Source organism: Achromobacter maghribensis (assembly GCF_057334215.1).
The window spans coordinates 124,624-150,577 of sequence record NZ_JBHFII010000004.1; the positions used below are offsets into that span (position 1 = coordinate 124,624).

17 protein-coding genes are annotated in these 25,954 nt (G+C 65.2%); 5 read left to right on the forward strand and 12 right to left on the reverse strand.

What is annotated here, in order from left to right:
• Nucleotides 1–21: 21 nt before the first annotated feature.
• From groL to ACE039_RS01365, 3 genes are all read right to left on the reverse strand, one after another.
• Nucleotides 22–1,644: a chaperonin GroEL gene (groL, locus tag ACE039_RS01355; protein WP_448709043.1), complete on the reverse strand. Its 1,623-nt coding sequence runs from the start codon at nucleotides 1,642–1,644 to the stop codon at nucleotides 22–24.
• A 57-nt stretch (nucleotides 1,645–1,701) separates the two neighbouring features.
• Nucleotides 1,702–2,019 (reverse strand): co-chaperone GroES, encoded by a 318-nt coding sequence (locus ACE039_RS01360; RefSeq protein ID WP_485821465.1) that lies wholly within the window; start codon nucleotides 2,017–2,019, stop codon nucleotides 1,702–1,704.
• A 113-nt stretch (nucleotides 2,020–2,132) separates the two neighbouring features.
• On the reverse strand, nucleotides 2,133–2,756 hold the full coding sequence (locus ACE039_RS01365; protein ID WP_448709042.1) for a diguanylate cyclase: 624 nt from the start codon (nucleotides 2,754–2,756) through the stop codon (nucleotides 2,133–2,135).
• A 287-nt stretch (nucleotides 2,757–3,043) separates the two neighbouring features.
• On the opposite strand from ACE039_RS01365, the gene ACE039_RS01370 reads away from it, so the two are divergent.
• Nucleotides 3,044–4,039, forward strand: coding sequence for a Bug family tripartite tricarboxylate transporter substrate binding protein (locus ACE039_RS01370; protein WP_485821466.1), 996 nt, complete (start codon nucleotides 3,044–3,046; stop codon nucleotides 4,037–4,039).
• 39 nt (nucleotides 4,040–4,078) lie between these two features.
• A complete protein-coding gene (locus ACE039_RS01375; protein ID WP_485821467.1) occupies nucleotides 4,079–5,056 on the forward strand; it encodes a Bug family tripartite tricarboxylate transporter substrate binding protein in 978 nt (325 codons plus the stop codon).
• A gap of 12 nt (nucleotides 5,057–5,068) precedes the next feature.
• Here the strand turns inward: ACE039_RS01375 and ACE039_RS01380 are convergent, their stop codons facing one another.
• Nucleotides 5,069–5,992 (reverse strand): LysR substrate-binding domain-containing protein, encoded by a 924-nt coding sequence (locus tag ACE039_RS01380; RefSeq protein ID WP_448709039.1) that lies wholly within the window; start codon nucleotides 5,990–5,992, stop codon nucleotides 5,069–5,071.
• A 271-nt stretch (nucleotides 5,993–6,263) separates the two neighbouring features.
• On the opposite strand from ACE039_RS01380, the gene ACE039_RS01385 reads away from it, so the two are divergent.
• Both ACE039_RS01385 and ACE039_RS01390 read left to right on the forward strand, forming a co-directional pair.
• The gene (locus ACE039_RS01385; RefSeq protein WP_485821468.1) at nucleotides 6,264–8,114 is read left to right on the forward strand and encodes a CocE/NonD family hydrolase; all 1,851 of its coding nucleotides are present in this window, start codon (nucleotides 6,264–6,266) and stop codon (nucleotides 8,112–8,114) included.
• Complete coding sequence (locus tag ACE039_RS01390) at nucleotides 8,111–8,608, forward strand: GAF domain-containing protein (RefSeq protein ID WP_448709037.1); 498 nt, start codon at nucleotides 8,111–8,113, stop codon at nucleotides 8,606–8,608. Before ACE039_RS01385 ends, ACE039_RS01390 begins: the two co-directional genes overlap by 4 nt.
• A gap of 62 nt (nucleotides 8,609–8,670) precedes the next feature.
• Here ACE039_RS01390 and ACE039_RS01395 read toward each other — a convergent pair whose 3' ends face one another.
• Entirely contained in the window at nucleotides 8,671–10,671 is a 2,001-nt protein-coding gene (locus ACE039_RS01395; protein WP_485821469.1) for a sensor histidine kinase, read from the reverse strand.
• A 115-nt stretch (nucleotides 10,672–10,786) separates the two neighbouring features.
• The gene (locus ACE039_RS01400; RefSeq protein ID WP_485821491.1) at nucleotides 10,787–11,557 is read right to left on the reverse strand and encodes a response regulator; all 771 of its coding nucleotides are present in this window, start codon (nucleotides 11,555–11,557) and stop codon (nucleotides 10,787–10,789) included.
• Between the two features lie 228 nt (nucleotides 11,558–11,785).
• On the opposite strand from ACE039_RS01400, the gene ACE039_RS01405 reads away from it, so the two are divergent.
• Entirely contained in the window at nucleotides 11,786–18,817 is a 7,032-nt protein-coding gene (locus tag ACE039_RS01405; RefSeq protein WP_485821470.1) for an autotransporter outer membrane beta-barrel domain-containing protein, read from the forward strand.
• Between the two features lie 28 nt (nucleotides 18,818–18,845).
• On the opposite strand, the gene ACE039_RS01410 is transcribed toward ACE039_RS01405, so the two are convergent.
• From ACE039_RS01410 to ACE039_RS01435, 6 genes are all read right to left on the reverse strand, one after another.
• The gene (locus ACE039_RS01410; RefSeq protein WP_485821471.1) at nucleotides 18,846–21,056 is read right to left on the reverse strand and encodes a TonB-dependent receptor; all 2,211 of its coding nucleotides are present in this window, start codon (nucleotides 21,054–21,056) and stop codon (nucleotides 18,846–18,848) included.
• 100 nt (nucleotides 21,057–21,156) lie between these two features.
• Nucleotides 21,157–22,170 (reverse strand): siderophore ABC transporter substrate-binding protein, encoded by a 1,014-nt coding sequence (locus ACE039_RS01415; protein ID WP_485821472.1) that lies wholly within the window; start codon nucleotides 22,168–22,170, stop codon nucleotides 21,157–21,159.
• Nucleotides 22,167–22,943 (reverse strand): iron ABC transporter ATP-binding protein, encoded by a 777-nt coding sequence (locus ACE039_RS01420; protein ID WP_485821473.1) that lies wholly within the window; start codon nucleotides 22,941–22,943, stop codon nucleotides 22,167–22,169. Before ACE039_RS01420 ends, ACE039_RS01415 begins: the two co-directional genes overlap by 4 nt.
• Nucleotides 22,940–23,887 (reverse strand): iron chelate uptake ABC transporter family permease subunit, encoded by a 948-nt coding sequence (locus tag ACE039_RS01425; protein WP_485821492.1) that lies wholly within the window; start codon nucleotides 23,885–23,887, stop codon nucleotides 22,940–22,942. Before ACE039_RS01425 ends, ACE039_RS01420 begins: the two co-directional genes overlap by 4 nt.
• Nucleotides 23,887–24,828, reverse strand: a complete 942-nt coding sequence (locus ACE039_RS01430) for an ABC transporter permease (RefSeq protein WP_485821474.1) — start codon at nucleotides 24,826–24,828, stop codon at nucleotides 23,887–23,889. The genes ACE039_RS01425 and ACE039_RS01430 overlap by 1 nt, the downstream gene beginning before the upstream one ends.
• Nucleotides 24,828–25,954, reverse strand: a 1,127-nt coding sequence (locus ACE039_RS01435) for an ABC transporter ATP-binding protein (protein WP_485821475.1), incomplete at its 5' end; no start/stop codon positions are given. The genes ACE039_RS01435 and ACE039_RS01430, both read right to left, overlap by 1 nt.

A 25,954-nucleotide genomic window follows, 5' to 3' on the forward strand; every position in this document is an offset into this window, starting at 1 on the left:
CCCCCCCCCCCGGCGTCCTGGTTAGAACGACATTTCAGGAGCAGGTGCGGCGGGGGCCTTGGATTCCTCCGGCGCCTGCGCCACGGTGGCGTCCGTCGTCAGGATCAGCCCGGCGATCGACGCCGCGTTCTGCAACGCGGTGCGGGTGACCTTGGTGGGGTCGATCACGCCCAGTTCCACCAGGTCGCCATAGTTGCCGGTGGCCGCGTCGTAGCCATGGTTGCCCTTGCCTTCCAGCACCTTCGCCACGATCACCGAGGGCTCGTCACCCGCGTTGGTGACAATGGCCCGCAACGGTGCCTCCAGCGCGCGCAACACGATGCGGATGCCAGCGTCCTGATCGGCGTTGGCGCCTTTCAGGCCGTGGATGGCCGTGCGCGCCCGCAGCAACGCCACGCCGCCCCCGGGCACAATGCCCTCTTCCACGGCGGCGCGCGTCGCGTGCAGCGCGTCGTCCACACGGTCCTTCTTCTCTTTCATCTCGACCTCGGTGGCGGCGCCCACCTTGATCACGGCAACCCCGCCAGCCAGCTTCGCCACGCGTTCCTGGAGCTTTTCGCGATCGTAGTCGCTGGTGGCTTCGTCTGCCTGCTTGCGCAGGACCGCCACCCGCGCTTCGATGTCCGCCTGCTTGCCTGCGCCGCCGATGATGACGGACGCTTCTTTGCGCACCTCGATGCGCTGCGCGTTGCCCAGCTCTTCCAGCGTGGCTTTTTCCAGCTGCATGCCGGTCTCGTCCGAGATCACCGTCGCGCCCGTCAGGATGGCGATATCTTCCAGCATCGCGCGTCGGCGGTCGCCAAAGCCGGGCGCCTTCACCGCCACCACCTTGAGCACGCCGCGAATGGCGTTCACGACCAGGGTGGCCAGGGCTTCACCGTCCACGTCCTCGGCCACGATCATCAACGGCTTGCCCGCCTTGGCGGCGATTTCCAGCACCGGCAACAGATCGCGGATGTTCGAGATCTTCTTGTCATGCAGCAGCACCAGTGGCTCGTCCAGCTGCGCCACCTGCTTCTCGGGGTCGGTCACGAAATACGGGCTGAGGTAGCCGCGGTCAAACTGCATGCCTTCGACCACATCCAGCTCGTTGTCCAGCGACTTGCCGTCTTCCACGGTGATGACGCCTTCGCGGCCAACCTTGTCCATGGCCTGGGCAATGATCTGGCCGATGGTCTCGTCGGAATTGGCCGACAAGGACGCGACCTGGGCAATTTCCTTGCTGGTCGAGATGGGCTTGGAAAGCGTTTTCAACTTTTCCACGACGGCCTGGACCGCCTGGTCCACGCCGCGCTTCAAGTCCATGGGGTTCATGCCCGAGGCCACATACTTCATGCCCTCTTGCACGATGGCCTGCGCCAGCACGGTGGCGGTGGTGGTGCCGTCGCCCGCCACGTCGGCCGTCTTCGAGGCCACTTGCTTGACGATCTGGGCGCCCATGTTTTCGAACTTGTCCTTCAGCTCGATTTCCTTGGCGACAGATACGCCGTCCTTCGTGATCGTCGGGGCGCCGAAGCTACGTTCCAGCAGCACGTTACGCCCCTTGGGGCCCAGCGTGACCTTGACGGCGTCGGCCAGAATGTTGACGCCCTTCACCACGCGGGCGCGCGCGTTATCGTGAAATTGAATGTCCTTGGCACTCATTTCTAAGGCTCCTGATATTTCTTTGGAAGATTCCTGATACCGGCTCGGGCAGCGGCATCAAGCCGCTTTCTTCAACGTGTCGCGGGCGGGTTCCAGCACCGCCAGCACATCGTCTTCCCGCATGACCAACAGCTCCTGGCCATCGACCTTCACGGTCTGCCCGGCATACTTTCCGAAAAGGACGTGGTCGCCCACTTTCAGATGCAGCTTCTGCACGGCGCCGTCGCGACCGACCTTGCCGCTACCGACCGCCACGACTTCGCCCTGCTCGGGCTTTTCCGCGGCGGAATCGGGAATCACGATGCCGGATGCGGTCTTGCGTTCCTGCTCGATGCGCTTGACGATTACCCGGTCATAGAGGGGACGGATCTTCATGACTCAATCTCCTGAACAAATCAGATCACCAAACACTGCGCCTCGCGGGCGCGCATCAGGATCTATGGGCAAGCCCCAGCAACTTCAAGGGCCCCAAATTGCATCAAATTGCATCACCCACGAACCCAGATGCCGACGGCCTTGCCCAGCCGGAAAGTCACGCGTTTTTGCAGCCTGCCCGAGGGCGCGACGTGCACGGGACACGGCTGCGAGCGCCCGCCCTCGGCGTCCACCGTGGCGTCGTCCGCGTCGGTCTGATTCCAGATGCCGTTCTTGCGCGGCCGGAACATCCAGCGCAGATACCCCTTCCTGGCGGCCAGCTCCATCAGCGCCGAATGATCCGGCGCTTCGAGTGCGACCCGCTCCTGCCCGCCGGGCAAATCGGAATAGTCGGCGAACGCCCGTCGGCAGGCCACGGCTTCTTCCAGCGGCGCGTTCAGGCGGCACCAGCCGGAATGCGCTACGCGTTCCACGTCCCAGGCGCCCAAGCGCCATCCCGCTTCGAGCATGGCCTGGTCGATGTCGGCCACATCGTTCCAGCGCTGGTTCAGTTGCATGGCTGATGCGGCAACCGAGCGTAGCGGTTTGGTAATCGCCGTCCTGTCGGGCGTAAAGCCGTGCCAGTGCAGCGTCAACAAAATGGGAGTGTCGGCCTTTTGCACAGCGCTGGCGCTGACCGCGTATAGCGGCAGGCCAAGTGCGGCGATGTGGGTGCGGATAGTCGTGAGTAGGTCCATGAGATCTCCGTTAGCCAGAAGCGGATTTCGCGTGGGGTGATGCCCACCGAACCAGACATGCCAAATGAATTTATCGCTTCTTGGGGTAGCGCTCAACTGCCTGAGTCAGCGTGCGACGGCCGAAAAGATGCCATCGCGGGCGCCCGGCCGCCGGCGCCAAAGGAAAAACCTATAGGCGCATAGGAAAGCAGTATTTGAATTGATTTGACCGCCTGCCTAGCATGAGTCCGCACGCATCACACACACAAAAGAAGACCGCGCCCAGCGCGTCGAACCAGGGGAAATCGATGTACGACCTTAGTAAAGCCCGTCGGGCCCATTGCTTGCGCGCGGCGCTTGTCTGCGCACTGGCCGTTATTGGCGTAACGGCCCAAGCCCAGTCCACCTATCCCGATCATGCGGTCCGGCTGATCGTTCCGCAGTCCGCGGGGTCCGGAGCGGACGTGGTCGCCCGCCTGTTGAGCGAGAAGATGGCAAGCGCTTTGGGCGCCTCTGTCGTCGTCGAAAACAAGCCGGGCGCGAACGGCATCGTGGCCACGTCCTATGTGGCCAAAGCCCCCGCCGACGGCTACACCCTGCTGTTGACGGGCGTATCCCAGATGAGTTTCAACCCGAAGCTGTACAAGAGCCTGCCCTATGACGCCAACAAGGACTTCGCCTACATCGCGCCTGTGGTCGACACCCCGTTCGTGCTGGTCGCCGGAAAGAACAGCCCGTACAAGACCTTGCCGCAGCTGCTGGCGGCCGCCAAGGCCTCGCCGGACGGCATCACGTTCGCCAGCGCGGGGGCCGGCAATTCCACGCACCTATCGACCGAAATGATCGCGGCGGGCGCCGGCATCAAGCTCAAACACGTTCCCTACAAGGGCTCTGGCCCCGCGTTGAATGCCGTGATCGGCGGACAGGTCGACGTCATGACCAGTGTGCTGGGCTCGGCGTTGCCGCAGATCGAAGGCGGCAATGTGGTGCCGCTGGCGATTCTGGCCGACCAACGGGCCGGTGACCTGCCCAACGTGCCCACCTTGAAAGAGGCGGGCATACAGGCGCCCGCGATGCCCGGCTGGTTTGCCGTGGTCGGCCCGGCGGGAACCGACGGCGCCATCATCAGCAAGCTGAACGCCGCGGTCCAGGCTGCCATCTCCGACCCGGCCACCAACAAGAAATTGAAGGACTTGTACTTCGTTCCGCTGAAGGGCAGCGCCCAGGCCATGCGCACCCGGGCGGAGGACGACGCCAAGGTATGGGGCGACTTCATTGCGCGCACCGGCGTCCAGGTCGATTGACCTCGACCGGCCTCCATCCACGATCCCCGGAGTGTCCCTATGAAAACGCTATCCCTGCTGGCCGCCGTCGCCAGCGCCCTGATCATGCAGCCGTCTGCCCACGCGCAACTGGCCGCGGCCTGGCCGGACAAGCCCGTTCGGATCATCGTGCCGTTCGCGGCGGGTGGCTCGACCGATATCGTGGCGCGCAAAGTGGCGCAGCGATTGGGCCAACTGACGCAGCAACCGTTCGTCGTCGAAAACAAGCCCGGCGCGGGCGGAACGCTGGGCGCCGCCTATGCGCGGGGACAACCCGCCGATGGCTACTCCTTGTTCCTGGGCACGGTCAGCACGCAATCGGTTGCGCCGTTCCTGTACAAAGCCCTTCCTTATGACCCGCTGAAGGACTTTCGGGGCCTGGCGATGATCGCTTCGGTACCGAACGTAGTCGTCGTCAACAAGGCACTGCAGACGCACGACCTGAAGGCCTTGATCGCCAAGGCCAACAACAAGCCGGGCGGCCTGACCTATGGGTCCAGCGGCCTGGGTTCGTCCAATCACCTGGCCACCGAGGCCCTGCGCACCAGCCTGGACATCCCGGTGACGCACGTTCCGTATCGCGGTTCCGGCCCCGCCCTGACCGACACCATGGCGGGACACGTGGACTTCATGCTGGACGTGGCCATGACGTCCTTGCCCTACATCCAGCGTGGCGATCTCAATGCCGTCGCCGTCACGTCCAGGCAGCGCCTGGACGTGCTTCCCGGCGTGCCCACGGTTGCCGAACAGGGCTTTCCGGACTTTGAAGCGTTGGGATGGTTCGGTCTGTTCGCCCCCGCACAAATTCCCGAGGACGTCGCCGAGAAAATCGCGGCCCTGGTGCACCAGGTTGTGACCGAGCCCGAGATGACCGCGTACTTCAAAGTGCAAGGCGCGACCGCCAGCGGCGTCACGCTCAAGGCGTTCGACGACATCGTGGCGGCCGACCGCGCGCACTGGGGCAAGGTGGCGAAGCTGGCGAACATCAAGCCGGAATAGCGCAATGGGCGGTCAGTGTTTCCAGACCACGCCGCCCCATCGCCCCGTCTCGACCAAGTCGCGGGCCACCTCGATCAGAGTCTGATGGATGTGCGTGCACACCACGCTTTTTTCCGTGGACAAGGACATGCAGACCGACACCCGGCGGCTGAACGCCTTGTCCGCGATGGGCGTGGACACAACGTGATCGGAGTCGGCCTCTGGCCCCACCAGGGCGGACGAGGGCAGCACGGTCCAGCCCTTGCCCGCCCGCACCAAGCCAAGCAGAACGGACACCGCGCTAGTCTCGGCCACAAGCGTCAACGGCAACGCGTCTTCGGCGAAGGCGCGCGCGGCCAGCACGCGTATCGAATTGGGAAAACTGGGAAGCACCAGGGGAAGTTCCGCCATGCGTTGCAGCGATATGGCCTCTACGCCCAGCGCCGGGCCGACCAGGTACAGGTTTTCGATCAGCAGCGGCGTCGTGGTCATCCGCGCCGGCTGCGGCTGAACGTCCATCGCCACCGCGATATCCATGCGATGCAGGGATACCGCCACAGCCAGGTCGGCGCTGCTTCCCTCGATCACTTCCAACAACACTTCCGGATACCGCTTGGCGACCGCTTCAATGAGCGGCACCGCCAGCACGCGTGACGTACTGGTCGGCAGCCCGACCGTGACGTGACCGGCCGGGGTGTCGCGCCCGTGCTTCAAGGCGGATTTGGCCTCTTCAACCTGCCGCAACACCATCTTGGCGTGCCGGTACAACAGCTTGCCCGCGTCGGTGGCCCGGACGCCGCCGGGGCCTCGAAGCAGCAACGGCGTGTCGAACTCGCGCTCGAGGTTGGCCACGTGCTGGCTCAGAGATGGCTGGGCGATATGCAAGGTATCGGCGGCCGCCGTGATGCTCTCCAGCTCGACGATGCGCGTGAAGTATTTGAGTTGTCGCAGATCCATCGGTATTTCCTATATCACGCCCGGATCATATTCAACGATGCGTCGGAAAAGGTGACCCCTGCGCGTAATCCCTATGAAGATTCGCGACAACCGCCCCACGGGCCGTATCACTTTTTCCTATACCGACATCCACATTGCATATTGGTGCGGCCCCGCACGCGTCAATAACATGGTGGGTCAGTCGCTGCGGCCCCGCGTCCAGCCCGCTCTTCCCACCATGATTTCAAGGAAGTCCATGCCGTCGTACCGGAAAAACGAAAATGGGGCGTGGGTGGTCCCTCCCCAGGACTACGCAGATACCCGACCGGAGATCTACGCGATCCCGGCCCCCCGTTCCCGCTACCTGACCATGCGCGATGGCTGCCGCCTGGCGATCGACGTCTATATCCCGGAAACAAAATCCGCACGCCCCGATGCGTCGCCGCCCGCGCAGTTCCCCACCATCGTTCTTTTCACGCCCTACTACCGACGCTTCAAGCTGCATCCGGACGGTGTTGGCGAACGCGCGCCCAACACCGCCAAGTTTCGGGACTTCCTTGTTCCGCGCGGCTACGCCGTCGTGGTGATCGATGTGCGCGGCACCGGCGCAAGCTTCGGCACCCGCGACAGTTTCCGCTCGCCGCGCGAGCGCGACGACAGCCGTGAAGTGGTGCAATGGATCGTCACGCAACCGTGGTCCAGCGGAGTCGTGGGCGCCACCGGCATTTCGTACCTGGGCGCGGCGTCGGATTTTCTGGCCAGCACGGGGCACCCGGCCGTCAAGGCGATTGCACCGCTGTTTTCGGTATGGGACACCTACACCGATAATTATTTTCCGGGCGGCATTCAACTGAAGGCGCTGACGCAAAGCTACGACGACCTGATGGTCGCCCTGGACCATGACCGCCGCGACATGCTGCATCGGTTCGTCTACTACGCGAACCCCCACTTCGAAGGCCCGCAGCCGGTGGACGAAGATCCGGAAGGGATATTGCTACAAGCGGCCATCCGCGAACATCTGGGCAACTTCCGCCAGACCGAGTTCATGCCCGAGTTCAGTTTTCGCGAAGACCCGCTGCCCTACGATGCGCAGTTCAGTTCGGCCACCTTCAGCCCCTACAGCCTGGCCGCGCAAATCCCCCCTGACGTGGCCGTGCTGTCGGTATCGGGCTGGATGGACGGCGGCGGCTACATGAACGGCGCCATTTCGCGCTATCTGACGCTGTCCAGGAACCCCGGCTACCTGCTGCTTGGCCCATGGGATCACGGCGCGCGCATCGATGTGTCGCCCTGGCGGTCGACACAGATGGCGGATTTTCCGTGGCTGGCGGAAGTGCTGCGATTCTTCGACCACTACCTGCTGGGCCACCAAACCGGCTTGAACGCCGAAGCGCCCGTCCATTACTACGCGATGCACGCCGAGCAATGGCGCAGCGCCACGCAATGGCCACCTTATGACCCGGACGCCGACAGCAAGCTGTACCTGACCCCGGCCCTGGCGCTCGAGACCGCACCGCTTCCCGACAGTACGGATCACGACTATCAAGTGGACTTTGCCATCGGCACCGGCGCGGGCACGCGCTACGAGCGCATCGCCGCCATCAATAGCACCGAGTATTACCCCGATTGGCAGGGGCGCGGCGACCGCATGTGCAATTTCACATCGGCGCCGCTGGACGCACCGGCTGAACTGGCGGGCCATGTCGTGGCGGACCTTTGGGTCAGCAGCAGCGAACCCGATGCCGCCTTGTTTATCTACGTGACCGAGATCGAGGCCAGCGGCGCCGAGCGTTATGTGACCGAAGGCCTGTTGCGCCTGTTGCATCGCAAGGTTTCACCGTGCCCGCCGCAGTACCAGACGACGTGGCCCTTTCGCACATTCAGCAGGCAGGACGCCCAGCCGCTGACGCCCGGGCAGTTCGAACGCGTCCAGGTCCCCCTGCTGCCCACCGCCTGGCAATTCCAATCGGGCAGCCGCATCCGTGTATCGATAGCCGGGGCGGACAAAGACCACTGCGGCCAGGTGCCCCACGGCCGCCCGCCGTTGTTGAAGATCGGCACCGGCGGCGCGCATGCTTCCTGCGTCACGCTGCCGCTGGGCGCGGTTCCAGGGACAACCACCGGGAAGGGGGCCGCTCAATGACGGCGCCCTTCTCCCTGTCCCAGCGCGAAATCGACCTTTTAAGCGCCGCGCTCTCTTGCGCGCCACGCGCCGACGCGCCCGACCGCTTGCTTGCGGTGCTGGACGACATTGCGCAGCGGGCGGTGGGCCACCGCCTGTTTACCGCGCTGCGCTATGACCTGACGGCCGGCATCGCGCATCGCCTGTACAGCAGCGCCCCCGAGCGCTATCCGGCCAGCGGAACCAAAACGATAGGCGCGGCGCCCGCAATGCAGAAAATGGTGGCGACAGGCAAGCCGTTGCTGACGCCGGACGCCGATGCAGTCAGGGCGAACTTTCCCGACGCAGACGCCATCTTCGCCCTGGATTGCCAGAGCGTGCTGAACGTCCCGGTGTACGGCCACGGCCGCCTGCTTGGACAGATCAACCTATTGCACGCCGCGAACCACTACACGCGCGCCCACACCGACTTCTGCGCGGGCCTGGCGGTCATCGCCGCGACGGCATTCCTGTAATCGGCCGCGACGCCTGCGCGCGGGTCGGCCCGATGGCGCGCTACGACGTCAACCGCCATCTGTCAGCGACGCTGAACGTCAACAACCTGCTGGACAAGAAGTACTGCTCGACCGGCTTCGGTGGCTTCTACGCCATGAGGCTCGGGCAGCTTTTTCTGGTCATCACCGTCGTGCTGGAACAAGGGCAGCCACAGCTTGAACAGGGTGCCGCCAGGCAGTGGCTGCCAAACGCACCGCGCGCCCAGTACCGCCACGCGATTGCGTATATTGGCCACGCCCCGCCGCCCCGGCAATGCCAACTCCGGCGGCGGTGGCATGAACGGCCGGCCATTGTCCTGCACGCACACCCACACGCCGACCTCACCCGCACCGCTCGCATCCGCCTTCGCTTCGGCGGTGGTCACGGTGATATCCGTCGCATCGCTGTGCTTGACGATATTGGTCAGCACTTCCTGCAAGATACGCAGCACATGCAGGGCGCTTTGCGCGTCGAGCCACTGCAGCGGCGGCAGGTCGCTCATCCGCCAACGCAGCGCGATCCCGGCCCCGGTCAACCTCGGCCCCAAACGAAAGCGCAAGGCCCCCAACAAGGCCAACAGGTCGGCATCGGTGCTTTCCAGGGAATCGATGGCGATCTTCAGATCGTCGATGCATTCCCGCAGAACCTGGGCGATATCAAGCGGCGTGCGCCCAAGCTCCACCTGGCGCAGCGCGCTCATCAGAGAAGACCCCACGCCATCATGCATCTCGCTCATCAGGCGTTGACGCTCGTTCAATAGTGTCTGCTCGCGCTCGGCGACGCGCAGGCGCTCATGGGCCTGCACCAGTTCGCGCTCCTGTGCGGCCAGTTGTTGGGCCAGCACGACGCGGGCGCGCGCAGCCACCGACAGCGCACGGGTGTAGCGCGTGAACGCCACATACACGAACAGGGTGAGCAAGCCCAGATTCACATAAGGCGTCAGGTAAATGCCTTCCATGTCCACCTTGAAGCTCTGCATGCGCAGGTCATGCCACGCCATCAGCAACGACACGGGCCCCCACGCGGCCAGCAACACATTGGCGCGGCTGCGCTCATGCCAGGCGTTGGCCATGGCGGCATAGATCTGCGCCAGGGCCGGCGGCAGGATTGCCAGGCGTTGCACTGCCAGAACCCCGGGATACTCCGTCCACCAATAGGGCAGCGTCGCCACGACGACGATGGCCCAGTACACCACCAGGACGCGGCCCAAGCGCGGGCGCGGACGACGCTGCACCATGCCAAGGAAATGAAACCCGCAGACCGGCACGGTGACCATGCCCACCAAGGTCATCCAGGAGAACCAGGCGAAGCTCATGTCCAGGCCCGCGTCATCCACCAGGAACAGCAAGGCAGCCAGCGCCTGCGCAACCGCCATGCAGAAGAAAAGCGCGAACGGCCACGCCCCGCCGGCCGGCACCAGGCTGGTATCGCGACGGCGGTTAGCGCGCAGCCACACGGCGATGCCCAAGGCAAAGAATCCCAGCAGCAGGAAAGACCCACGCCAATAGGTCGGCAGCGCCGTCTGCAGAAAAGTGCGCCAGCGCCAGGACGGCACCAGGTCGGCAGCCGATCCGACCCACATCGACGACAGCGCGCCGCCCGTATTCGGCTGGTTGGCCATGCGCACATACACCCACGCATCCTTGCCCGGCTGGAGCAGGCCGCCCAGATCCACCCATAAAGGATGGTTGAAGTTATTCCAGGCGCGGTCACCCCGCGATTGCCAGGCGCGCTGCCCGTTCACGTATACCGCCAGCGTGCCGGTTGCCTGCCAGCGTGCTGCGTATAGCCGCAGCCGCGGCGTCGTGAAGGCCGTGGCGGCAATGTGCACGCGGTACCACTGCACTTCGGCACGGTCCGCGGCGCCCTTCACACGTCGCGGCCACGCCGCTCGCGGCCGGGCATGCGGCAGATGTGTCGGATGCCAGTCGGTGTCGGCGGCATTCATGGCGCTGTCCCCGGCGTCCAGTTCAGCCATCGAAGCCGGCTGCATCCAGGTCGTGCTTGATGACGACCACATCTGCGCTTCGGTGATATGGAGCACGGGCGACTCGGCGCGCGCCAATCCGCAAACAGTCAGCAGAAAAAGGCCGAGCAGTGACGCGAGCACAGCGTCCCAATTGCGAATGGCCGCCCAAGGCCACGCCCCCCTTGACCGTTCAATCCTCACTCAGCCACCCGTGTCGCGCGCCCTCGCGCACCGCTTCGGCCCGTGAATTCACCTGCAGCTTGGTATAGATACGCCGCACAAAGGTCTGCACGGTGTGCGGTGAGACGCCCAAGGCGCTGGCAACCTCGTCTACGGTATAGCCGCGCGAGACCAGGCGCAGCGTCTCGGCTTCGCGCGCCGAAGGCGATACAAGGGGCACGCTTGCCGGGGCGGCGACGGCCTCGACGGGCGCCGCCTGCACGGTGTGCCGCAACAGAAGTTTCCTGGCCACCATCGGGTTGATCGGGCTGCCTCCCGCATGCAGGCTGCGGATTTCGGCGACCAGTTCCTGCGCGCTCAAGTCCTTCAGCACATAGCCCATGGCGCCCGCTTCGATGGCGCGCAGGACGTGCGTCTCATCCCCAAAAATGGTGCTGACCATCACGGCGCAATCAGGCCAGGTTTGCCGCGCCGCGGTAATCACATCCAGGCCGGAGCCATCGGGCAAGCCCAGGTCCACCAGCAGCACGTCGAGCGGCTGGCGTGGCAGCAGGGACAACGCTTCGCGCCGGTTGGCCGCCATCCACACCATGCTTAATCCCTGCGCGGTCTCTACGGCGTGCGCCAATGCCTGCAGGCAAACCGCATCGTCTTCGACCGTCGCGACACGTATAGGCGCCCCGTCGGCTGCCGACGCGTGGCTTGCGCGCGGCAACGCTTCGTTCGTGCCGGAAGTTTGCGCCGCCGGTTCAGACCTTTGTTGAGTGTCTTTTTTTCGCATCAAATGGCCGTCGGACGGCTTCGATTTATATCGACCATGGCGCACCGGATCCCTAGGATGAACCCCGCTCGGAACATAACTGGGGAGTCTGCCTTCATCGGCTTGTTCCGTCATGTCCTCAGTTCTAGGGACATACAGTGTCGCACAAGTTTTTTATGCTGCGTCAGCCTACCTCAGCGCTCTCTTGATAACCGGAAAAATATGACAAACCGCCGGGTTTACCTTCGCGTGACCACGCTCTCAGCCGCGATTGCCGGCGCCTTTTTGGGCGGTTCGGCGTCTGGCCAGACGTACAACTGCGGCGGCAGCAGCAGCGGGCTGTCCTGCAACACGTCGGGCACTTCCCAGGAAGCGGTCATATTCCAGGCCGGCAACTACAACCCCGTGCCGCCCGTGAACGCAAATGCCGGCGCGGACATCACGGTGACGGTGGGTGCTTCGACAAAGGCCGCGCTGCAGGCCTTGTCGATAGGCGGCAACGGCGATCCAGATGGCACGCTGACCGGTATCGATACACAAGGCCTGACCGTGATCAACACGGGCAACCTGACGTTGCAGTCCGCAGGAGGTTCGATCGTCACCGACGGCAACCTCTACGGGCTTTTCGCCCAAATGCAGGGTGGCAATGCCGCCAGCAGCAGCAACGGCGACTATGGCGGCAATGGCGGCGTAGCCGGCCGGTCGCAGACCGAGATCCTTTCGGTGACCAATCACGGCGACGTCAGCATCAATCTGCCCAACGTCACGGTAGCGGGCGGCGCGGCCGTGGCCGCGCTGAGCCAAGGCGGCGCCGGCAGCGGCACCACGGACGACCATAACCCCAGCGGGGCCGGTGGCCAGTCGGCGGGCGCGTCCATCGTCAATACGGGAAGCATCAACGTCAACCTGGCAGGAACGGGACGCTACGCAGGCATCCTGGCCTCCAGCAGCGGCGGCAATGGCGCTGACCAATACGACGGCGGCGCCAACATGGGCGGCGGCGGCGGCAGCGCTTCGGTCACGAATTCCGGCAACGTCGCTTTGAATTGGGTTTGGGCCAATAACTCGGGCGCCTCGTCCGCGCTGTATGGCGTCCTGGCCCAATCCACGTCGGGCAAGGGCGGCGATTCGACCGACAAGGGCCTGGGTAATGGCGGGGCGGCCGGCATCGGCGCCGCGGGCGACCTCAGCGCCCGGGTCACCCTGCTGAGCGGCGGCAACGTCACCGTCACGCAGGCCGGCACGCCGCCAGCCCCCGGAGCGGGCGTCGCAGCCATCGTCCTGGCGGGCAATGGCGGCAATGGCATGGCCGATGAAGATGACACCTTGGGCGGCAATGGCGGCAACGCCGGCACCATCAACGGCTCGCAGGTTCCCTTGCAGATCAACGTGACGGACGCCAGTGTTTCAACGACGGGAAGCCAGTTGCCCGCGTTGCTGGTTTCAGCGCGTGGCGGCGCTGGCGGCGGCAACTTCAACAGCGGCAGCTATCACGACCGTAATGGTGGCCTTGGGGGTCAGGCCGGCGACGCGGGCGTATGGGTCACCACGGCCACGGCCCCTATCAGCTTGTCCACCACAGGCGACCATGCGTCGGGCATCCAGACCTCGCAACTGGGCGGTGCGGGCGGCGCGGGCGGCTACTACAGCGGCGATTTGGCGGGGTTAGGCAGCAGCAACGCGGGCAATGGCGGCAACGGTGGCGATGTCGGCAGCTTGACGGTCAAATTGGCGGGCAGCAAGGCCCTGCCCATCGCGATCACCACCACGGCGAGCGACTCCCATGGCATCTATGCGGTGTTGCAAGGCGGGCTGGGGGGCAACGGCGGTACGCTCACCGGAACGATCGGCGGCGGTTCAGGGGGCGATGGCGGCGCCGGCGGCTCCACGGGATCGATGAACGTGACCCTGACCGGAACATCGATCGCCACGCAGGGCGCAAACGCCTTCGGCATCCTTGCGCAGAACCTGGGCAATGACGGCGGCACAGCCGCCTCCGCTACCGGGACTGACGTCCAGGGAGGCAACGGCGGCAATGGTGGCTCGACGGGCACGTTGACGATATCGACGGATGCAAACACGACCATATCGACGCAGGGGCAAAGCTCGCCCGGCATCCTGGCACAAACCGCCAGCGGCGCCGGCGCTAACGGCGGCAACGGCAACGGCCAGTTGAGCGGCGTTGACGGCAGCGGTGGCAACGGCGGCTCGGCAGGCGCGATAACCGTCGCCAACGCCGGCACGATAACGACGGCCGGCGCGGACGCAGTCGGCATCATCGCGCAGTCCCTGGGGGGCGCGGGTGGCGCCGCGTCGGTCGACTACGGTATTTTCTACAGCAAAGGCGGCACGGGCGGCGCCGCGGGTTCGCCTGGCGCCGTTGCCGTGACGAACACCGGCGCCATTCGCACCAGCGGCACCATGGCAATGGGCGTCCTGGCACAGTCCATCGGCGGCAGCGGCGGCGCGGCGGGAAGCGCCGGCGGCCTGGGGGTTTCGCTGGGTGGCGATGCCAACACCAATCCGCTCCAGGCCAACGCCAACAAGGTAAGCATCAACGCGTCCGGAACCATCACCACCACGGGGCTGTCCGCGATAGGTGTCCTGGCGCAATCCATCGGCGGCGGCGGTGGCGCGGGCGGTGCGACGCAGGGGCTGATCAGCCTGGGCAGCAGCGGCGGTAAAGGCGGCTCGGGCGGCGACGTGGTCGGCATGCCCACCAGCCTGACACTCACTACCGGCGGCGACAACGCGCACGGCCTGGTCGCCCAATCCATCGGCGGTGGCGGCGGCAATGGAGGCAATGCCAGCAGCTTTGGCATTTTCCATTCGGTCGCCATTGGCGCATCGGGCGGCGACGGCGGCACGGGCGGGTCCGTCGTACTGAACCTGGACAATTCCAATATCGTCACCCAGGGGACGAAGGCGGCAGGCCTGATCGGCCAGTCCATCGGGGGCGGCGGCGGCACGGGCGGGCAGGCGTTCGCTTACAGCGTCGGCCCCCTGGCCACGGTAGCCGTCGCGGTGGGTGGACAAGGCGGAACCGGCGGCAACAGCGGCGTCGTCAGTTCCCAGATGTTGGGCGGCAGCATCAAGACGGGCCAGACCTCGCGGCTGGTCAACGGCACCTGCGCCGACCCGTGCCTGACGGCGAACGCGCAGCCCATCGATTCGTTCGGCGCCGTCATCCAGAGCATAGGTGGCGGCGGCGGCCTGGGCGGGAATGCCACGGCGAAGGCGGCGGCAATCGGGATCCCGGTGACTGAAGCCGGCACACAAGTTTCGATTCCTGTTTCGGTGGCGGTCGGCGGCACGGGCGGTATCGCCGGTGATGGCAACTACGTGACCTTTGCCGCTGCGCAGGGCGCACAGATCGAAACCCGGGGCCAGGGCTCGCACGGTGTGTTGATCCAGAGCATCGGCGGTGGCGGCGGCGCGGGCGGCGACTCGTCGTCGCTGGCCGCTGCACTGGATTACGGCGGTACGGTGCCCGAAGGCGCATTCTCCTTATCCTTGAATGTGGCCGTGGCCGTGGGAGCGGATGGCGGCGCCGGCGGCAACGGCAATTCGGTCTGGAGCGCCCTTGGGGGGCTGGTCAACGTATCCGGCGGGCAAGCCACGTTCACGCCCGATGCGGCCGGGACTGCAAGCAGCACTATCGCGACCTACGGCGATTATGCCAACGGCATCACCGCGCAATCGATTGGTGGCGGGGGCGGCAACGCCGGCTTCGGCAGTGCAAACACGCAGGATTTCGGCACAGGGTCCGTCCTGACGGCCAGCATCGGCTTGGGCGGATCAGGCGCCGGCGGCGGCAATGGGGGCCTGGTCCAGGTGGAGGTCTTGCCCACGGGGCAGATCCAGACCGCGGGATCCGGCGCCATGGGCGTGCTGGCGCAGAGCATTGGCGGCGGCGGGGGTGCGTCACAAGGCGGCTCCTATAACTTCGTTGGCCTGGCCATGCACGTGTCACCGTCGTTCGACGTCAAAGTGGGCAAGACGGGCGGGGCCGGCGGCGCGGGAGGCGCCGTTGGGGTGACGGTCGGCGGCAACATTGCCACCTACGGCGGTGACGCCGCGGGCGTGCAGGCGCAGTCCATCGGCGGTGGTGGCGGGCAAGGTGGGTCGGCCGGGTCGGATGGTTCCGCGGACAATCCCATCGTGTCCATTCTTGATGGTCGCGTCGACGCCAAGAACGTGCTCCAGGATGTGTACCAGAAGCTCTTGAAAGAGACGCCGCCCAACTTTCAGCTCAACCTTAATCATGATGTGTCGGTCGGCGGCGCGGGCGGCGCAGGCAATACCGGTGGTGCGGTCACGGTGAATCTGGATCCCACGGGCACGATCACCACCGCGGGCGATTGGTCTGCGGGGATATTTGCGCAGAGCATCGGCGGCGGCGGCGGTAAAGGGGGCGGCGCCCTTGCAACGGGCTCGGGCTGGGTGGATCCGACGAAAGTCGACGTGAACTCCAACTACAGCGTGGGCGGCGATGGTGGCAAGGGCTCAACCGGCGGCAGTGTAACGACGGCGCTCAATGGCGGATCGATTGCCACCAGCGGCTATGGCGCGGCCGGCATCTACGCGCAGAGCGTGGGCGGTGGCGGCGGCCATGCCGCGGACGGCTCGGACGGCTTTTTCGGCACCCTCGCCGTCGGCGTCGGCTACGGCGGTTCGGGCGGCGGCGCGGGCAATGGCGGGGCCGTCACCCTTTCCACCGCTGCGGGCGCCCCGGCCAATATCACGACCATCGGCACGCAGGGCGAAGCGGCGTTCGGCACGGTGCTGCAATCGGTGGGCGGTGGCGGCGGCTTCGCGGGTGCGGGAACCAGTGTGCGGGTTGCCGTCGCCGACGACCCCATCCCGGCCATCAAACTGTCGACCGGCCAAGCCCAGAATACAAGCGAAGGCAACGGCGGCGCCGTGACGCTGCAAGACAACGGCGCCCTGCGCATCACAACGCAGGGCAATAACGCCTTCGGGGTGCTTGCACAAAGCGTGGGCGGCGGCGGCGGGATCGTGATCAACTCGCAAAATCAACAAGCGACCGCCGGGATCAAAACCAGCATTTTTGGCAGCACGCCGGAGTTCGACGCGCAGGCTGACGGCGGCACGGTGACCGCAAGTCTGGGCACGCAAAGCTGGATCAAGACAACCGGGACCGGATCCCATGGCCTGGTCGCGCAATCGGTGGGCGGAGGCGGTGGCCTGATCGGCCTGCCAGGCACCTCGCCCACCCTTTCCGTCGATGCGAGCAAAGCCGGTTCCCTAACCGCGGGCGACGGGCTAGGTGGCAACGTCTCGGTGACCAACAACGGCATCATCGCCGTGACGGGCGCCGGCGCGGTCGGGATCCTGGCGCAAAGCGTCAGCGGCGCCGGTGGCCTGAAGCTGGCGGACGATGGAAATACCGTCTACGCAGGATCCGGCGTTTCGGAATTCCTCAGCGAAGCCACGGTCGATGTCACGGTCGGCCCCAATGCGACCGTCTCGTCAACGGCGGTCAATGGCATCGGCATCTTCGCGCAGAACGCGAACGGAAACGGCGTCACCCTCACCATCGGCGGCAGCGTCACCGGCGGATCCGCCACCGCGCAAGCAACCGGCATATGGACGGACAGCGCGGCCCACAGCATGATGACCATAGCGAGCACTGGCTCGGTAACCGGCGCCACCGCAGTCCGGGCCACGACGGGTCTGCTCAATATCAACAACGCCGGCCTGTTGATGGGGAACGTCTACCAGAACGGCGGCGGGATGATAAATACCGGCACCTTTTCGTCCGGCCCGGAATACGTCGGGGCATCGCTGCAGAACAACGGCCTGGTTGCGCTGGGCGGACGTGAAGGCACCAACTGGGGTTATGACCGTACCCGTTTCGTCGCGACGACCTTCGACACGACTTACACGCAATCCGCGCAGGGCACCCTCAAGGTGGGGGCGGACTTCGACAAGATGGCATCCGACTTCCTCACCATCAACGGGCCTGCCACCCTGGATGGCAAGTTGCTCGTGGCGCCGCTCGCGCTGCTGCCGAATCGGGAGCTGGCCGTAATGAACGTCAAGGGTGTCCGCACCGGCGTCTTGGCCGCATCGGATTCCCCCGTGGTCGACTACGAAACGCGCCAGGATGGCGCCACCACCCACGTGCGCGCTGTCGGCGCCAACTTCAACGCGGATTCGATGCAGTTGAAGCGCAACCCGACGAACGTGGCGAGCCACTTGCAACGTGACTGGGATCAAGGCGGATCCGCCGAGCTTGCCAAGCTGTACGCGGTGCTGGACGCGGGCTCGCGCCAAGGGGCCGGCTCGTACCAGAACCGCCTGTCGGACCTGTCGCCCGGCGTCGCGCTGGCGCCCGCCGCGCAAATGCAGCTGGGCATGGCGCGCTTCACCGGCGCGATGATGTCCTGCCCGACGTTCGTGGCGGACGGTCCCATGACCAAGGAGCAAGATTGCGTCTGGGGGCAGATCACAGGGCGCAATACGAACCAGGACGGCGGCAACGGCTCATCGGGATTCTCGCTGGACAGCGTCACGTACCAGCTGGGCGGTCAGCGGCGGATTGCGCCGGACTGGTATCTGGGCGGCTCATTCGCCTACCAGAACTCGCATCTTAGTGGCGACGACCATCGTGTCACCGGTTCCGGAGACACGGGGTATGCCGGCCTGGTGCTCAAGCGTGAAGCCGGGCCCTGGACGATTTCGGGCGCGCTGGGCGCAGGCTACGGGTCGTATGACCTGAACCGCAATCTGGCGATCCCGAATTTCAAGTCGCAAGCCACGAGCAAGCCCGATGTGTACAGCTTCGGCGCGCGCATACGCGTGGCCAGGACCTTTACCGACGGCAACGTCTACATGAAACCCTATGTGGATCTGGACGCGACTTACTCACGGATGTCGAGCTATGAAGAGTCGGGTGACGCCCTGCATCTGAAGGTCGCCAGCAGCGATCAGATGGTCTTCGGCCTTGCCCCCACGTTGGAAATCGGCGGACGCAGCGAACTGCCGCGCGGTGCCATGTTGCGGCCCTTCGCCTACGCAGGCGTGTCGCTGCTTTCGGAGGATGGCTGGAAAACCAAGTCCAGGATCGCGGGCGCCTCTAATGGCGTGGGAAGCTTCACCACCACGATGCCCACCGACAATGTGGTCGGACGCATCGGCGCGGGCATCCAGGTTACGCACGCCAATAGGCTGGACTTCAGGCTGCAGTACGACGGCGAATTCGCGTCCCGAGGCAACAGCCATTCGGGATCGCTGAAGGCCGCTTATCGGTTCTAGGGGGCCGGCGCACGGCCCTCTCTCAGCTTCAAAAGTCCATTGAAGCTGAGAGCATGAAAGTTCGCGGCGCGCCGAGGGCCAGGCTAGACAGCTGAGGCATTCCCCAGTAAGCCTTGTTCGTCAGATTGGTGATGCCGCCCCGCAGCGTGACGGCATGGTCGGCCACCCTCGTCGCGTAACGCGCGCCCACGTCGTAGGTCGTGTGCCCCGCCACTGACAACGAGTTGTCGGCACTGATGTATTGCTTGGATACCGCGGTCGCATTGGCGGTCAACGTCAAGCCCTGCAGCGCCGGCACATCCCATTCCACGCCCAGCTTGCCCTGGAGCCTGGGGATGCCGGTAGCCTGCTTGCCCTCGTTGGCCGAAATGGCGGCTTTCGTCACCTTGGGGTCGATATACGCGACGCCGCCCATGAGCCGCACGCCGGGCATCGGCTCGCCGAAGAAGCCCCATTCCACGCCTTGATTGCGCTGTTCGCCGCCAAACGAGAAGACGTTGGTGACGGGGTCCGTATAGCTGCTGGGCCTGTTTATCTCGAACAGCGCCAGCGTATGGGTGAAATCGCCCAGATCAACCTTAAGTCCGATTTCCTTCTGCTTGGTCTTGAATGGCGGAAACAGCTGCCCGGCATTGGCGGCGGTTACCGGCGCGGTCTGGCCCTTGCTCAGGCCCTCGATGTAGTTGGCATAGACGGAGATATTGTCCGTCGCCTTGATCAGCAACGCGGCGGCGGGCGACGTGGCGCTTGTGTCATAGCGGCTGGTCAGCGCCCCGGTCGTCGCGTTCAGGGTATCGGTGCGGACTTCCTGCCGGCGGGCGCCCAGGGTCAGTTGCACGCGGTCTTCGGCGAAGGACAGGGTATCCGCCAGGCCGTAGCTGACCAGGCGCGTCTTGGAGCGCAATATCGGCGGCCAGAAACCGGCAGGGGCCGGCCCCCAGGCCGGGTTGTAGAGGTTGGTGACCCAATCGGCCCCGGGCACCGAACGGCGGCCGTAGTCCCGCTGATCGTCCGAGTAGTACGTGGCATTGAGCACCCACTGGTGCTTGACGCCGCCCGTTTGCAGTTTGCCCCGGAAGCCGGCTTCACCCGACGTCTTCTTCAAGTTCATGTTCAGCTGGCCCATCGAGGTCCGGAAGTCGCCAGCATCGTTGAATACCTGCGCCGACATGGCGCCGTTGTAGGTGTACTCGGTTCTGCTGGTCCCGATTGCCGCGTAGGCCATCAGGCTGTCGCTGACGTCGAATTCGCCGCGGATCATGGCCGCCCTGTCCTGGTTTTTCGCATAGGCCCAGTCCGGGTTCAGCAGGGTTTCGGGCTTGGGCGGCCTGGGCACGCCGATGCCGGGCGCCAGGTTGATGCCGCGCGTCACGCCGTCAATGCGCTCATCGCTGTCGTACAGGTCCGCGGAAATGCGCACGCGCTCGCCACGCCAGTCCAGGCCTACCGCCGCCAATTGCGCCCGCCGCTTCTGATGGTCGACGGGGCCGTCTCCATCCCGATACACACCATTGAACCGCAGGCCGAACTGCTGGTTCTCGCCGAAGCGCCGCCCCATGTCCACATGCCCGCCGAACTGCGCATCCGACATGTAGGTAGTGGTCAGGCGCGTCAATGGCTCCGCGCCGGCGCGCTTGGGAACCAGGTTGATGCTCCCGCCCACCGATCCACCGGGAGGCATGCCGTTCAACAAGGCGGACGGTCCCTTGAGCACCTCGATGCGCTCGAACATGTCGGGCATCGTCCGGTAATACGGCGCCATGCCGAACAGCCCGTTGAACGCCGTATCCGTGGTGCTGGTCCCGAAACCGCGTATCGAATAGGTCTCGCTCCAGGCGCCCGTGACGCCGTTGCTGAAAACCGATGGATCCGTCCTGGCGATCACGTCGGTGATGTCCCTGGCCTGCAGGTCCTGGATGTACTTGTCCGTATAGCTGATGACGGAGAACGGCGTGTCCATGAAATCCTTGTCGCCAAGAAAGCCTACGCGGCCACCATACGTGACCTGCTCACCTGCGTAGGGGGTGGCCGGGACTTCGGCCTGCCCCGTGACCGTCACCGTCGGAAGCGTCTTGACCCCGGCCTCGGCGGCTTCCTGGGCCGACGTCGCCGGCGCGGCGGCGCCGAAGGCCAGGCCGAACAAGGCGGCGACGAGGTGGTTGGGGGCGAAGACGGCGTTCGCCCGCCGTGCTTGTCGCGCGGGACGTGCGGCGTGTCCGCTCTGGCGGCGTTTGCTCATGGAATGCTCCGTTGGGTTGAGCTTTGGTTCGCCCGGAAATTCAGGCGACTGGGAATCATTTACGTTTGGGTCGACAAGGACGCGCTTGGCGTCGATCGAATCAGTTCCGGTAGGGCTTGGTCACGTCGTCGATCATGAGTTCAAGCGACTTCACGCTGGCGGCGGTGACGTACCAGGCCTCGGCGTCCGCAAACACCACGCGGCCGTGGCGCCAGGCGGATGTCTGGCGCAAGAGAGGATTGCTTAGCGTGTCGGCGTTCAGGCTCGGCCGGCGCTCCATCACGGCGGTGCGATCGACCACGTAAACGATGTCGGGATTTGCCTGCTGGATGAACTCGCTGGATATCGGCTGGCCGTGCAGGCCGGCCTCGGCCGACGGGCTAGCGGGCTTGACGCCCAGCGCCTTGAAGATGAAGCCATAGCGCGACTGCGTGCCGAACGAGCTGAACGCGCCGTTGTTGTGCAGCACGATGAGCGCCGTCTCGGGCCGGTCCTGGATAAGGGTCCGTGCCTCTTTCACCTTGGCGTCAAGTTCCGCCGCCTTCTGGCGGGCAAGGCCTTCCTTCTGGAAGATCCGCCCCAGCGTCATGAGGTGATCCTTGACGATTTCGACGTGATTGGCCTGGCTGTCACGATAGTCCACGTCGAAGTGAATCGTCGGCGCGATCTCGCTCAGCTCTTTGTAGTGGTTCGCCTGCAGCGACGTGATCAGGATCAGGTCGGGCCGGGCGGCATGCACGCGTTCCAGGTTCGGCTGCACGATAGCGCCCATGTCCTGCACCTGCGCCGCATCCTTGTAGCGGGCAAGAAAGTGCGGCACGAAGTCTTTGGGCATGCCGACGACCGGCACGCCAAGTTCGTCCAGGAAGTCGACTTCGTTCATATCCAGGGCCACCACACGCTGCGGCAGCTTTTCAATGACGGTCGTGCCCAGTTTGTGCTGGACCGTGATGCTGGCGTAGGCCTGTGACGCAGCCGGGCTGGCGGCCGCCGCAGGCGCCTCTGCCTTGGGTGATTCCGCGGCTTCCTGGCCGCAACCCTGCAGCGCGGCCATCGCACCCAGCGATACTGCCAACGACAAGGCCAGTGCCCGCGGTCTGTGCGTAAAAATCATTTCAATTCTCCCGGGGGGTTGAAGTAGTTGCACAGGCGTCCCCGTTCTCCGTGCGTGATCTCGAAATCCAGTCCATACAACTCCCGCAGGCAGTCTTCGGTGACCACCTCGGACACCGCGCCGGCACAACGCACCGCGCCGTCCTTCATCGCAACGATGTGGTCGGAGTAGCAGGCCGCGAAATTAATGTCGTGCACCACCAGGATCACGGTGCGGCCTTGTTCATCGCACAGCCGGCGTAGCGCTCGCATGATCTGAACGGCGTGCTTGATGTCAAGGTTGTTCAGCGGTTCGTCCAGCAACAGGCAATCCGTCTGCTGGGCAATGGTCATGGCCAGGAACGCCATCTGGCGCTGGCCGCCGCTCAGCTCGTCGACATAGGCGCGGCGCAGTCGGTCCAGCGAGAGAAACGCGATGGCCTCGTCGATCGCCCGCAGGTCGCGCGGCGTCAATGCGCCGCGGCTGTACGGAAACCGGCCAAAGGCGACAAGTTCTTCAACCGTCAGGCGCAGGTTGAATTCCGGGGATTGGCGCAAGGTGGCGACACGCTTCGCGTAGTCGGCGCTGCGCATGTGGGCCACGCTGGAACCATCGAGCAGGATGTCGCCGCGGGTCGGGTCCAGCAGCCGCGCGATCATCATCAAGAGCGTGGTCTTGCCCGCGCCGTTCGGACCAATGAGCGAGGTCAGCGCTCCGGTGGGAAATTGCACGCTCACATCGCGCAGGACGGACTTCGATCCGTACGTTTTGAAGAGATTCCGGGTGGTGATCATGCAGTGCCCCGCGTGCGCGCCATCATCACAAGAAACCACCCGCCGCACACCAGGTTGACCAGGATGCCAACGGTGGTCTTGTAGTTGAAGACGTGCTCGACCGCGAGCTGGGCCAGGATGAAGATGCCCACGGCGATGGCGCAGCCGGTGGGCAAAGTGATTCGGTGCCTGCGCGAGCGCGCCTGCGCATAGGCGGTATTGGCGATGAAGATCCCCATGAACGCCGTGGGCCCGAGCAGGCTGGTCGACACCGCGACCAGCACCGCGATCAAAGCAAGATGCAGCCGGACGGTGCGCCGATGGTCCACGCCGAGGGAAATGGCCTGATCACGCCCCAGCAAGATCACGTCCAGCGTCGGCAGGCTTCTGAATCCTGCCAGGCACACCGCGGCGACAAGGGCGGCGGAAACAAGCAACTGCCGCGGCTCCGCCCGGCCGAATGACGCCTGGGTGAATCCGAGCAGAATCGAGAACTCGCCGGGACTGGTTTTCAGCTGCACGAACTGCGTGAAGGTACCAATCACCATCGTCAGCACCAGCCCCACCAGCAGCACGAAATACACGTTCTGGCCGCCGTTGCGGAACAGCCAGCGATGAAGGATCCACGAGTAGCCCAGCATCAGCAGGACCGACACGAAGAAGTTGCCGTTCGCGCCCAGCGCCACCAGGCTCTGCGTGCCCATGGCCAGCACCAGAAGGGACTGCAGCAAGAGGTAGACCGCCTCATAGCCCATGATCGCCGGCGTGAGGATCCGGTTCCCGGTGAGGGTCTGGAACGCGATCGACGACCAGGCGATGCAGATGCCGCCGAGGATCATGGCCGCCAGCCGGGCCAGCCGCTTCGGAATCACGTAATCGAAGTCCAGCCCCGATCGGAAGAACAGGAAGAACACGGCCAGTGCGATGACCGTCAACCAGATCATTCTTTGAGAAGCGGCGCGCATCATCGATGCTTCCACAGGATAAGCGCAAGGAACAAGACGCCGCCCATGCCCCCGGCGGTCAGGCCGATGGGGACTTCAAACGGATAAATCAGCAGGCGGCCGACGATGTCGCAAAACAGCAGCAGCGACGCCCCGCCCAGGGCCACGACAGGCAAGGTGCGGCTGAGGTTGTCGCCATAATGGAGCGCGACCAGGTTGGGGATGACCAGCCCGACAAACGGAATCGCCCCGACGGTGATGACGGTGGCCGACACGGTCACTGCCACCAGCATCAATCCCAACGCCACGGTGGCCGAATAGTTCAGCCCCAGGCTGTGCGCCATGCCCTCGCCCATGCCCACCACCGTGAAGCGGTGCGCATACAGATAGGTCAGCGCGACGATCGGCAGGATCAGATAGACGAGTTCGTAGTTGCCCTGCACGATCTTGGAGAAGTCGCCCAGCAGCCAGCCCTGCATGCTCTGCAGGATGTTGTTGCGATAAGCATGGAATTCCGCCAGCGCGCTCAGCACGCCGCCGTACATCAGGCCGATAACCGGGACGAGGATCGTGTTCTTGAACTTCACGCGGCGCACGATGGCCACGAAGACCAGGCTGGCCGCGAAACAAAAGCCCAGCGCAAACAGCATCCGCCCCGCCGTCCCGATGGACGGCGCCAGCGTCATCGCCACCAGGATGCCAAGCTTGGCGGCGTCAAGCCCGCCCGACGTGGCCGGCTCGACGAACTTGTTGCGGACGATGTGCTGCAGGATCACGCCGCAGACCGACAGCCCGATTCCCGTCAGCGTCAGCGCCGCCAGCCTCGGTAGCCGACTCGCGGTCAGCGTCAGCCACGCATCGCCGGACAGCGAGAACAGCTGCGACCACGCCATCTGCCGGGCGCCGATCAATAGCGATATGCCGCAGAGCACGACGAACAGCGCTGACAGCCCTGCACGCATCAGGCGTCTCCTCCGCCAATGCGCCATCCCTTGGCGGCCTGACGCTGGCTGAGAAACCGCGCATACCGCCCCTGGTTTTCGCGCAACGCCGCGGGCGCCCCCTCTTCCACGATCCGACCGCCTTCCAGCACCGCGATCCGGTCGGCCATCGCCACCGTGGAAAGCTGATGCGCGATCACCACCAGCGTGCGCTTGCCGCGTAGCCGCGCCAACGTCTCGGCGATGACGGCCTGGTTCTCCGCGTCCAGGGCCGCCGTGGCCTCGTCCACCAGCAGGATAGGCGCGTCGCTAAGCAGCGCCCGTGCGATGGCGATGCGCTGCCGCTCGCCGCCGGACAGGCTTGTGCCCCCCTCGCCCACGGGCGTTTCCAGGCCCTGCGGCAGGCGCGAGACGATTTCCGCCACGCCTGCCTGCCGCATGGCGTCCAGGAGTTCGGCATCGCTGCAATCGGGTTTTCCAACGCGGATGTTGTCGGCGATGGATCCCGTGAAGAGATAGTTGTCCTGGAAGATCTGGCTGACCTGACCCGCCAGCCGCCCGCTGGAGATCTTCCGCACGTCCACGCCGCCGAGCAGCACGCTGCCTCCATTCACGTCGAAGAAGCGCGCGATCAGCCGCGCCAGCGTGGTCTTGCCGGAGCCTGATTCGCCGATCAAGGCGATCATGCTGCCAGGCTCAACGCGCAAATTCACGCCGTGCAGTACATAGGGCTCGTCCTGGGCGTAGCGAAAGTGAACATTGCGCAGTTCGATCGACGCGTCCAGCGGCGCCTGCGGCGCGTCGGGCTCCGGCAAGGGTTCGACCGCAAGCAGTGCTTCGATGGCGTCGAGCTGGGCGCGCGCGCCGCGCAGGATCTCGCCATAGCCGGCCACCTCCAGCAGCGCATCGATGTAGCGGGCGGCCAGCAACATCGAGACCATGGCCGCCACGAGCTCCGCGGCCCCTGCCTGGCTGCCCAGCAACGCGTTGATCCACCAGGCTCCCGCGATCAACAAGGCGGCGAACGTGGCCTGGACGACCCATGCATTCAGGACGGCGGCTCCGGCCGACAGCCAGATCAACCGCGCCCCCGACGCGCGCTGCTGCTCCACGGCCTCTTCGAAATGGCGCATGCCCCCTCCCTGCG

Coding starts and splice junctions, on each gene's coding strand:
- ACE039_RS01375 (WP_485821467.1), top strand. CDS start 4,079: ATGAAAACGCTATCCCTGCTGGCCGCCGTCGCCAGCGCCCTGATCATG.
- ACE039_RS01410 (WP_485821471.1), bottom strand. CDS start 21,056: ATGAGCAAACGCCGCCAGAGCGGACACGCCGCACGTCCCGCGCGACAA.
- ACE039_RS01430 (WP_485821474.1), bottom strand. CDS start 24,828: ATGCGTGCAGGGCTGTCAGCGCTGTTCGTCGTGCTCTGCGGCATATCG.
- ACE039_RS01400 (WP_485821491.1), bottom strand. CDS start 11,557: ATGCGAAAAAAAGACACTCAACAAAGGTCTGAACCGGCGGCGCAAACT.
- ACE039_RS01370 (WP_485821466.1), top strand. CDS start 3,044: ATGTACGACCTTAGTAAAGCCCGTCGGGCCCATTGCTTGCGCGCGGCG.
- ACE039_RS01365 (WP_448709042.1), bottom strand. CDS start 2,756: ATGGACCTACTCACGACTATCCGCACCCACATCGCCGCACTTGGCCTG.
- ACE039_RS01420 (WP_485821473.1), bottom strand. CDS start 22,943: ATGATCACCACCCGGAATCTCTTCAAAACGTACGGATCGAAGTCCGTC.
- ACE039_RS01425 (WP_485821492.1), bottom strand. CDS start 23,887: ATGCGCGCCGCTTCTCAAAGAATGATCTGGTTGACGGTCATCGCACTG.
- ACE039_RS01360 (WP_485821465.1), bottom strand. CDS start 2,019: ATGAAGATCCGTCCCCTCTATGACCGGGTAATCGTCAAGCGCATCGAG.
- ACE039_RS01390 (WP_448709037.1), top strand. CDS start 8,111: ATGACGGCGCCCTTCTCCCTGTCCCAGCGCGAAATCGACCTTTTAAGC.
- groL (WP_448709043.1), bottom strand. CDS start 1,644: ATGAGTGCCAAGGACATTCAATTTCACGATAACGCGCGCGCCCGCGTG.
- ACE039_RS01380 (WP_448709039.1), bottom strand. CDS start 5,992: ATGGATCTGCGACAACTCAAATACTTCACGCGCATCGTCGAGCTGGAG.
- ACE039_RS01415 (WP_485821472.1), bottom strand. CDS start 22,170: ATGATTTTTACGCACAGACCGCGGGCACTGGCCTTGTCGTTGGCAGTA.